10 protein-coding genes and 1 tRNA gene are annotated in these 9618 nt (G+C 63.4%); 5 read left to right on the forward strand and 6 right to left on the reverse strand.

The window, feature by feature from the left end; genetic code table 11:
- Both A2J03_RS10430 and A2J03_RS10435 read right to left on the reverse strand, forming a co-directional pair.
- A partial coding sequence (locus tag A2J03_RS10430; RefSeq protein ID WP_156520310.1) for a DUF222 domain-containing protein occupies positions 1 to 1005 on the reverse strand: 1005 nt, incomplete at its 3' end.
- An 86-nt stretch (positions 1006 to 1091) separates the two neighbouring features.
- On the reverse strand, positions 1092 to 1883 hold the full coding sequence (locus tag A2J03_RS10435; protein ID WP_068373100.1) for an NAD(P)H-dependent oxidoreductase: 792 nt from the start codon (positions 1881 to 1883) through the stop codon (positions 1092 to 1094).
- 71 nt (positions 1884 to 1954) lie between these two features.
- On the opposite strand from A2J03_RS10435, the gene A2J03_RS10440 reads away from it, so the two are divergent.
- Positions 1955 to 2908 (forward strand): GlxA family transcriptional regulator, encoded by a 954-nt coding sequence (locus tag A2J03_RS10440; RefSeq protein WP_068373103.1) that lies wholly within the window; start codon positions 1955 to 1957, stop codon positions 2906 to 2908.
- A gap of 71 nt (positions 2909 to 2979) precedes the next feature.
- On the forward strand, positions 2980 to 3963 hold the full coding sequence (locus tag A2J03_RS10445; RefSeq protein WP_068373106.1) for a hypothetical protein: 984 nt from the start codon (positions 2980 to 2982) through the stop codon (positions 3961 to 3963).
- Positions 3964 to 4023: 60 nt separating this feature from the next.
- On the opposite strand, the gene A2J03_RS10450 is transcribed toward A2J03_RS10445, so the two are convergent.
- Positions 4024 to 4680 carry a hypothetical protein gene (locus tag A2J03_RS10450; RefSeq protein ID WP_068373109.1) on the reverse strand — a complete coding sequence of 219 codons (657 nt, stop codon included), beginning with the start codon at positions 4678 to 4680 and terminating at the stop codon, positions 4024 to 4026.
- A 31-nt stretch (positions 4681 to 4711) separates the two neighbouring features.
- Complete coding sequence (locus tag A2J03_RS10455) at positions 4712 to 5239, reverse strand: general stress protein CsbD (RefSeq protein WP_068373111.1); 528 nt, start codon at positions 5237 to 5239, stop codon at positions 4712 to 4714.
- A gap of 148 nt (positions 5240 to 5387) precedes the next feature.
- Between A2J03_RS10455 and A2J03_RS10460 the strand changes: the two genes are divergently transcribed.
- Positions 5388 to 6197 (forward strand): alpha/beta fold hydrolase, encoded by an 810-nt coding sequence (locus A2J03_RS10460; RefSeq protein ID WP_068373114.1) that lies wholly within the window; start codon positions 5388 to 5390, stop codon positions 6195 to 6197.
- Positions 6198 to 6288: 91 nt separating this feature from the next.
- Complete coding sequence (locus A2J03_RS10465) at positions 6289 to 6543, forward strand: MbtH family protein (protein ID WP_019663793.1); 255 nt, start codon at positions 6289 to 6291, stop codon at positions 6541 to 6543.
- Here A2J03_RS10465 and A2J03_RS10470 read toward each other — a convergent pair.
- Positions 6513 to 8009 (reverse strand): threonine/serine ThrE exporter family protein, encoded by a 1497-nt coding sequence (locus tag A2J03_RS10470; RefSeq protein WP_442971339.1) that lies wholly within the window; start codon positions 8007 to 8009, stop codon positions 6513 to 6515. The two genes, A2J03_RS10465 and A2J03_RS10470, sit on opposite strands and share 31 nt — an antisense overlap.
- 99 nt (positions 8010 to 8108) lie before the next feature.
- Here A2J03_RS10470 and A2J03_RS10475 point away from each other — a divergent pair.
- Positions 8109 to 8183: transfer RNA gene (locus tag A2J03_RS10475), tRNA-Thr, on the forward strand.
- Between the two features lie 164 nt (positions 8184 to 8347).
- Here the strand turns inward: A2J03_RS10475 and A2J03_RS10480 are convergent.
- Positions 8348 to 9562 (reverse strand): tyrosine-type recombinase/integrase, encoded by a 1215-nt coding sequence (locus A2J03_RS10480; RefSeq protein ID WP_068373117.1) that lies wholly within the window; start codon positions 9560 to 9562, stop codon positions 8348 to 8350.
- Positions 9563 to 9618 lie beyond the last annotated feature (56 nt).

The following is a 9618-nucleotide window of genomic DNA, read 5'->3' on the forward strand; positions in this document are numbered from 1 at the left end:
GAGCGGACTGCCTTCCCCGGCGCTGGCGTGATTGCAGGGGCGTGTGAGGAGGTCGGCGAGTCTGACGATGAGTTTGACCCGCGCGGGGGCAGTGAAGCTCGTACCTTTGCCGCCGGCGAGGTGGCGGTCGAGGATCTCGGCGAGACCATCAGCGTTACGCCGGGCGGGGGACCGCGGGTCGAGGGCGCCGCCGGGTCCGGGTTTCGGTGCGGTCAGTGGGGAGAGGGCGGTGCGGAGTTTCTCGGCGGTGAGGGTGTCGAGGTTGCCTTCGACTCGGCTCCGCCCGTCGGGAAGAGAGAAGATCTTCAACACGTTCAACGCGGGATTCTCCGCTGCTGATGGTGGGCGGGGACCATCGGGAAGATCAGGCAGATCAGGCGCGGGGTCAGCAGTGTCGGTGTCTTCGGGTTCGGGGTCAGGTGAAGGTGTGCCGGTGCGGCGGGCTTTGTCTTCCGCGTCGCGTCGGGCGGCTTCTTCACGTTGCCGGGCGGCTTCGTGGGCTTCGGCGGCCCTGCGGGTGGCGTCGTGGCGGGCTTGAGCGTCGGCTGCGGCGTGGTGGGCGAGTTCGCGGCCGCGTTTGGTGACGGTGGAGGCGAGGGCGCGGGTGGCGACATCGAGCAGCGTCGCGACGTGCGCGTCGAGGGCGTCGTTGTCGAGGGTGGGGTCTGCGGTGTGGATGAGGGTGTGGCCGTCGGCGATGGCGGTGGCGTGGGCGTGGTGGATGTCGGCGTCGGTCAACGCTTCGGTGGGGTGTTGTGTGAGCCAGTAGCCGAGGCGGATGTGGTGTGCGGACTGGGCTTCGGGTGTTCTGGTGGATTTTGCGTGCCAGTAGGCGACGGAGGAGTAGCCGAGTTTGAGGGCGAGGCCGCGGCGGTCGGATTCGGCGAGTATCGCTAGTTTCGCTGCGGTGAGGGAGGTTTCGGTGGTGTGGATATGCGCGAGCGCGGACACGAGCTCCTGATCGGAGAGCGTGTGTGCGCTCTGAAAGTCCCCCAACTTCTGCATGCCAGGGAAGCTACAACCGAGCACCGACAAAAACTCCGTCGCCGATCGAGTGGTCGTACTCGAGCACAGTAGGTGCCTTGGGATTCTCACGCACCCGGCAGGGAGCTGTGCACCCGTACCCCGGTTTCGCCGGCCGAGACCTCGGGCCGCAGGACGAACCGCTCGTCGTAGTCTCCACCGTTCTGCTGGCGGAAGGGAACCGGCGCATCGGTGAACAGCGAGTCGAGACGCCTGTGCAGGAGAGATTCCGCTTCCGCATACCCCTCGGCGGTGATTCGGTCGGCGCTTGGAACCAGGACCGGCGGTAGCACGGACATGCCTGTGTACCAGAACAATCCGTGTTGGATCGGGAACAGTAGCTCGTCCAGCGAACCGTTGATCCCGCGCCCGGACACCGTGTGTTCACTGCCGCCCATGCTCGTGACGATCAACGCACGCCTGCCTGCCATCAGGCCGTCGCCGTAGCGTCGGGTGCCGCCGCTGGCGTGAATTCCGCTGTCGTGTCGGATTCCGTATCCGAAGCCCTCGACGAACACTCTGTCGACCCATCCCTTCAGAATTGCGGGCATCGAGAACCACCACAGTGGAAACTGCAGTACGACGGCATCAGCGTGCCGCAGCTTCTCGTGTTCATCCGCGATGTCCGCGGCGAGGGTTCCGTTGCGGAGAGCGTCCGACGATGCGGTGGCCACGTGAAGGCGGCGGGTTCGATCGTGGCCGTAGTCGGCCGCATCGACAACGGGATTCCAGCCCATCCGGTACAGGTCGGACTGCTCGACGGTATGCCCGCACGACGTCAGGTGCGTCGCTGCCGCGTCACGCAGCGAGCCGTTGAGCGAGCGAGGTTCAGGATGCGCGAAAACCCACAGAATGTTCATGGCTCGAAGCCTGCCGGGATTCGGTTCGCAGAGACAGTGGCCGACAAGACAACATGTGAAAGAATTCGGCCATGTGCGCGCACAAGGTAGCGGTGTTCGTTCGCGACGGCCTACTTGCGATGGAGTTCGGTTCGGTCCACCGACTGTTCGGGCAAGCCAGGTCGGAGAAAGACGAGCCGCTCTACAACGTCGTGACCTGCACTCTGACGCCCGGGACTGTGCGCACCGACTCCGACGTGGACATCCACGTCACCAAGGGCATCGAGGAATTGGCTGACGCCGACACCGTCATCGTGCCGGCGTCGGACGTCGACTACGGGTCGTCTCGGCTCGACGTGGGCGGCATCTTCGACGCGGTTCCGGCAGGGGCCCGTATCGCCTCGATCTGTACCGGATCGTTCGTCCTCGCTTCAGCGGGTCTGCTCGACGGTAAACGGGCCACCACGCACTGGAAGTCCGCAGAGCAGTTCCGCGCGCTGTACCCGCAGGTGCGCCTCGAGCCGAATGTTCTGTACACCCACGACGGAAACATCCTGACGGCCGCAGGCGAGGCGTCGGGAATCGATCTGTGTCTCTACATGATTCGCTGTGATTTCGGTGCCGCCGTCGCGAACGAGGTGGCGCGGGGAACCGTCGTGCCGCCGCATCGCAGTGGCGGTCAGGCTCAGTACATGAACACTCCGGTGCCGCGGACCACCACGACGTCGACAGCGGATGCGCAAGCGTGGGCGGTCGCGAATCTGGACAAGCCTTTGAGTCTCGAACTTCTGGCGTCGACGCAATCGATGAGCGTGCGCACGTTCACGAGGAGATTCGCCGCAGAAGTCGGTATGTCTCCGGCGAAATGGATTGTGCAGCAACGGTTGCATCGGGCGCGAGAGTTGCTCGAGAAGACAGACCACACGATCGACCGCGTAGCCGCCGAAGCGGGGTTCGGTACCGCCACCTCGATGCGTCAGCAGCTCATGGCAGAGATCGGGGTCTCACCGAGCGCGTATCGCGCAACGTTCCGCGGTATTCGCTAGGTTGTCGGTGCCATCGTGCACCATGTCGTCCAGTCGACCGAGAGAGTCGGCCTGAGCGGCTTGGGGGCGGGATGTACAAAACGAAGAGTGGAACCAAACTGGCGATTCCGAATGGTGTGTTCACAGCGCTGTTGGCGGGAACCCTGTTGAACGGGCTCGTGCTCGTGGCGGCATGTGCGTCGATTTGTGCAATGTGGGTGTTGGTCGCCGGCTACGAACTTGCATGGATTGCTTCGATCCGGGACTGGGCCTGGCTGACCGCGGGCATGTCGCTCGTTGCGGTGTTTCTGTACTACTGGGCCGTCTACTTCGCTTCCACGTCGGTTGCGGTGAACAGTAAAGTAGCGCTGTCGATGTGGGTGCGTACCCTCGTCCGGTCGCGGTGGGGATCAACCACGCTGGCGTGGTGGTGCTCGTTGGTGGTCCTGTTCACTTCCGTGAAGTATGTCGATTCACATCTGTGGGGCGGAGCCCTGTACGTGTCAGTGTGCACAGCGTTGGCGGCAGTGGCCGCGGTCGCGTTGGCGGCGTCGACGCGCGAACTCGTCCGTGCGTACCGTCGGTCTGGTTGGAGTCCCTTGATCATCGATGGGGTCGATCTCGATTACACCGAGCACGAGGCCTTTTCGATCGACAGCGCGTGGAGGGCAGCAGGTTCGGACTGGGTCGCTCCCAACGCGATTCTCGATGTCCGGACGGCAGTCCGCTATGCGAAGTTGGCCCAATCGCGTTCGGCAGTGTTGCTGTACGTAGGCAAAGGCCTGGCGTGGCTGTGCGGATTTCTGGCTATCACCGCGCTGGTCTGGTCCTTGAACGAGAACGTGCACCCCAGTGCCGCTGCCGTTCCGGCTATTCCAGCCTCCCTGGTGCTCCTTGGGTACGTATTGGAGAGACGTTCTCGACAGTTGGAACGGCTGGTCACGGACTACGCAGAAGTGGCCCGTGCTTTGTTGGTTCAGCACGATGACGCAGATTGCCAACCCGCTCCCAGGTTGAGTGCGGGTCAGCGAATGCTCAGACGGCTTCGTCTGGCTGCAACGACGCCGGTCTCCTGAAGCGAACTGGGGAAGAAGCGTCCCGCGGAGGCGCTTCTTCCCCAGTTGTGCTGCGCTCGTTCAGCTGTCCGATTCCTTCTCTGCCAGGAACAGCTTCTCGATTCTGGCGGCCTCGGCCTTCTTGTCCTCGGCGTCCTCCTGGTGCTCCGCGGCGTCGGCGAGTTCTGCCTCGGCCGGGGCTGCGACGGACCGCTCCACCTTGTCGATCCGTTCCTTCTGCTTCTTCTCGGCATTGCGAGCGGCAGCAGCGCGCGCAGCTGCTGCATCGTCGGCCTTCTTCTTGTCGGCTGCAGCCTTCTCTTCCGCCTCCTGCGCGGCCTGCCGCTTACGCTCCTCGGCTTCGACGCGGGCCTTCTCGGTCGCTTCCTTGGCCGCGTCGGCTGCGGCCTTGCGCTCCTTCTCGGCGGTCTCGCGAGAGGCCTTCAACTTCTGCGCGGCCTCCGCTTCCTTCGCGTCGGCCTGGGCTTCCAGTCGTTGCGCCCGGGCCAGCTCGTCAGCGTGGTGCACCTGCTCCGCACCGCGCTGCTGAACACTCTTGTCGCCGAGAATGGCGCCGACCTTCTGGTCAAGGGTGCCGACGGTGCGCTCGTACACCAGTCGTGCGGGTGCCTCGGCGTTCATCGATCGCACCACGTTGTTCTCGAACAGATCCAGTGGAATCCGCACGAGCTTGTACTGGAATCTGAGGATCGTGATCGGTATGTCGATGAGGTTCATCTTCGAAAAACTCCTAGGTAAGTGTGGAAAGTCAGGCGTTGCGACGAGCGCGCTCGGCCGCGGCGCGTGCGGCCTCGGCCTCGGAGACCTCGTTGCTGTATTCGACGACCGCATCCAACTGGTCCTGCGAAGCGGCTGCGGCGTCGGCTTGCCCTTCGGCGACGGCTTCGATCTGCTCGGCACGGGCGTCGACCTCGGCGTCGGCAACCTCGGCAGCAACTCTGCGGTCCTTCTCCTGCTCGGCAGCGATCCGTTGTGCCTGCTGTGTGCGGCGGGCCTCGTCTTCGGAGGCGCGGGCGCTTTGTTCGGCGGCAGCCCGCTGATCGTCCGCGGCGTTCTTCACCGAGGCGAGATCCTCGCCCGCTTGTGCGGCCTGGGTCTCTGCCGCCAGCTCGGATGCTTTTGCTTCCTTCTTCTGCCGGGCCTGTGCGGCCTGGAGTTGCCCCTCGGTGGTGAGCGAGTCGTTGCCCGTCACCGCGCCGGCGACCTCCTTCGCCTTGCCCTTGATGCCGTCGAGCAGGCCTTTTCGAGCTTCCTGCGACGCATTGTCGTCAGTCATGTGCAGTTCTCCTAGCGCATACGCGACTTAAGTTCGCCGGACGGCGTTGTGCCCTACTCACGGGTACCCCCGAGGAGATGCCGGAAACCCGGCGCCGGTGTCTCGGCCGTAAACTCATCGCGAACACGAGCGACAGCTAAGGAGTTACATGCCCACCGCCACGGTGAACGGGATATCGCTGAACTACCAGGTCAAGGGTGCCGGGCCGTTGGTGGTTCTGATCATGGGAACCGGCAGCCCCGGCCGAGTGTGGGATCTTCACCAGGTCCCCGCGCTGGTCAAGGCCGGATACCGAGTGTGCTTCTTCGACAACCGAGGCATAGCGCCATCGTCCGAGAGCACCCAGGGCATGACCATCGATGATCTTGTCGCGGACACCGCAGGTCTGATCGAGCTGGTGCGCGAGGGCGACGAGCAGGCGTTCGTCGTCGGCACGTCGATGGGCGCCCGGGTCGCGCAAGAGCTTGCGCTGCGACGTCCGGAGTTGATTCGCAAGGCGATCTTCCTTGCCGGACACGCTCGGCTCGACGAGTTTCAGAAGACCCTCGGTGAAGGCGAGCGCGCGTTGGCCGATGCGAAGACAGAGCTGCCGCCGAAGTACGCCGCAGCGATCACGGCCGCGATGAACCTGTCGCCGACGACGCTGTCCGACCCCAGATCTGCTCGCGACTGGCTCGATCTGCTCGAGTTTTCCGTCGCGCCTATCTCTGCGGGCGTTCGAGCGCAGATCGGCATGGACGAGAATTTCGACCGCGGTGCGGCGTACGGAAAGATCGGTGTTCCGTGCCTGTCGGTCGGGTTCGAGCACGACCGGATGATTCCGGCGTACCTGAGTGCGGAGCTGGCCAAAGCCATTCCCGACGCCCAGTACGTGGAGATCCCGGATGTCGGGCACTACGGCTACCTGGAGCGACCCGAGGCGATCAACGAGGCGGTACTGACATTTCTGCAGAGCTGACGCACCGTTGGGATAGTGTGCGTTGCTAGGGTCAGGGGAGGCACTTCACCAAAGAAGACTGCCTACATACGTATGCGACGAGTGAGGCGAGATGAGTACCAATCCATTCGATGACGAAGACGGACGCTTCTTCGTGCTGGTCAACGACGAAGATCAGCACTCACTGTGGCCGACGTTCTCCGACGTCCCGCAGGGTTGGCGAGTTGTCTTCGGTGAAGACAGCCGCGCAGCATGCTTGGAGTACGTCGAGAAGAACTGGACCGACATGCGTCCGCGCAGCCTCCGTGAAGCAATGGAGGCCGACGCGGCTGCCCGTCAGTCCGCTGAGGGAACCCCCGAGGCCTGAGCTTTCTTCTTCTTGAGTTCCACTGGACCGCGTCGCCGACGAACCGTCGGGCGGCGCGGTTCTTCTCGTCGACGAAGGGTCGGTCGGAGCAGCTCCTCGGTGCGCGCCAGGATGCGCGGCCGACGCAGCGTGCGCGCACCCCACTCGCCGAGCGTGACTCCGGCCGCCAGGCCGCAGCCGATACCGAACGCCGCGAGCAGTGAACTGAACCCGAGCAGCAGCTGATCGTTGAGCATCGCGTACAGACCGCGGTACAGCGACAGACCCGGCAACAGCGGCGTGATGCCCGCGACCGCGACGATGAGCGGTGGAATCAGTGCGCGACGAGCCATCAGACCACCAGCGAAGCCGACGACCGTCGCCGCGAATGCCGACGCGATGATCGGGCCCGTTGCGAGCGTCTGCACCATCAGATACACCAGCGCGCCGGCGAAGCCGCCGAGGAACGCCGCCGTCAGGGCACGCTTCTCCGCATAACAGGCGAGGGCGTAGAACAGTGACGCGAAGGCGCCCGCGAGTACCTTCGTCGGAACCTCGGTGATATCGGGCGGTGGGGTATTGCTGATGAGCGGCAGATCGCTGCCGATGATTGCCGCAATCTTCAACGACGTCGCGACGCCGGCGATGATGCCGCCCGTCATCATCAGGACTTCGAAGAATCTGGCCGACGCTGTGATCGGTGCACCCGTGATGGCGTCCTGCACCGAACCGACGAGTGAGAGCCCCGACAACAACACCGTTACTCCGGCGGCGATGACGAGCGACGGCGATATCGTGACGCCCAGTTGGTCCTGGAAGTTGTACAGCGTGATCGCTGGCGTCGCGGCCACGAATCCGCCCACGACCTGCTGGAAGAAGAACGGGAGGCCTGCGCGGTTCAAGACGCGGCCGATACGGTCGATGACCATCGTCGTCAAGAAGCTCACGACGGCCACCAGCGCGCCGCCGCCGACCAAGACGCCGATGGATGCGGCCATGCCTGACCACGCGAACGTCGCGACCCAGCGGTTGTACGGGTGCGGAGCAGTGGTGATCTTGTTCAGCGTCTCGCGTGCCAGCGTCGGCGTCATCATCTTCGTGCGGACACCGCGAATCAAACGGTCGACGGCAGCGAGCCGAGTGAAGTCCATCGAGCGGTAGTGAACGATGCGCATCGTCGTCGACGGAGGACGCGTCGGGCCGCGGTGAGCACTGATGGTGATGGAGTTGTACGTGACGTCGACGTCGCAGCGAGAGAGGCCGTAGGTTGCCGCGATGTACTGGACCTGGGCGGTCGTATCCATCGCCGCTGTCCCCGATGCCAGCAGAACCTCGCCGACACGAACCGCGAGATCGAGCACCTCGGCCACGACAGCATCGTCGGAGAGATCGATCGGACGCAGAGGCGACGGCGGGGCAGTGGGTGTGTCAATGGTGGCCCGACGCTCACCGGTGAGACGACCAAGAGACGTCGTCAGGTCTTGCAGGAAAGTCATGTCCATCTTTACGTTGCTGGGGTGATCCACCGACAAGGTACCTGCTCACACTGACCGTTCGCTTAGCGGATATAGTGACGACGCAGCAACGCCTCCTTAGCTCAGCGGTAGAGCACTCGCCTTGTAAGCGAGCGGTCAACGGTTCGATCCCGTTAGGAGGCTCCACTGAAAATCGGGCCTGACCTGGCCCTTTGTGTTATCTCTAATGAGTTTCATTGCCGAATAGGCAAGCTCGGTGTCACAGAATGTCACAACTGCTTCAAAACTCGCCGGAACAGCGCCTGGTGAGTCCGCCTGCTCCTTGGTGGACGGTCGCGGACGAACGCCGGTCAACTCGCATCATCGGATGGCTCGTCACGACGTCGGACGAGTGACTGCAACGTATCGGCCGCGCCCAGTAGCGCTTGGTTCTGGGAGTGGACATAGGTGCGCATCGTGAAGGCGTTGTCCGAATGCCCCAGCCACGCCGAGATCACGGCAATAGGCACACCTTGAAGGTGCAGCAGAGTCCCGCACGTGTGACGCGCGTCGTGGAGACGTATGTCGGACACCTTGCTGTCGATGCATAGCTTGCGCCAATAGTCGCTGACCGTATCGGGATGAAATGGTCGCCCGACAGCGTCGGACACGACGTACGTGCCGGGGCCGACGTAGCTCGAACTCTTTCGTTCCACACCCTGCAAGCGGTGTGCAGTTTCGAGTGCGGATTTGAGGGCTGGCGTGAGGGGAAGCGTGCGCTTGGACTTTTCTGTCTTCGGCGGACCCTCCACGACGCGTCCATTGACCGAGACTCGCGTGTTGTTGATTGTCAGACTGCCGGCGTGAAGATCGACATCGTTCCACCGAAGCCCGCACAGTTCACCGCGTCTTAGGCCGCTCAGCGCAAGCAACCAGGCGTGCCCGTTCCGGTCGGCCGTCGATGTCTCCAGGAGGCGTTGCACTTCGTCTTCCGTGAATGTCTGCATCTCGACGTGCACACGGGGCGCGCGGTCAACGAGCGCGGCAACGTCTCGTACCAATCGCCCTTCTCGCACCAGCCCGGTGAGGACCGCGCTTACAAGGTTGAGCATCGGATTGATCGAGGTGGCCTTCCATGGACGTCGCAGTTGGCCATCGGGTTTGACCGAGCTGCCGGCCAACAGATCGTTCACTAAAGCGTCCAAGTGACCCTTGGTCAACTTCTGCACCGCTAGCCCGCCGAAAGTATCGCGCAGCGGTTGAAGGGCATGGGTATACGCGGCTTTTGTGGACTCTCGTACGCGTCGTCCGGCAAGCCATTCAGCGCAGGCCTCTTCGACCGTGGTAGTCGACGAGGGAACGAATGTTCCCTTCGAGACTTCCTCGAGTACCTTGGAAAGGGCTGCGCGAGCGTCCTTCTCCGTATGAAATCGACGACGCAACTGTGTTCGCTTCGATGCCCTGGTGCCGGTGGAGTCCGCAACACCAGCGTCGACGGTCATTTGATACCGCAACTCTGTGCTGCCGGTAGACCGATTAGTGACGTAGATCTTCTTGATCTGTGGCGGCAGTTGCTGCCTAGCCATCCTCTTCGTCCTGTGTGTTCATGCCCAGTTCGGTCATCCGTCGAAAGAGCTCTTCC

The organism is Rhodococcus sp. EPR-157 (assembly GCF_001647195.1).
In the GTDB taxonomy this organism is placed as follows: domain Bacteria; phylum Actinomycetota; class Actinomycetes; order Mycobacteriales; family Mycobacteriaceae; genus Rhodococcoides.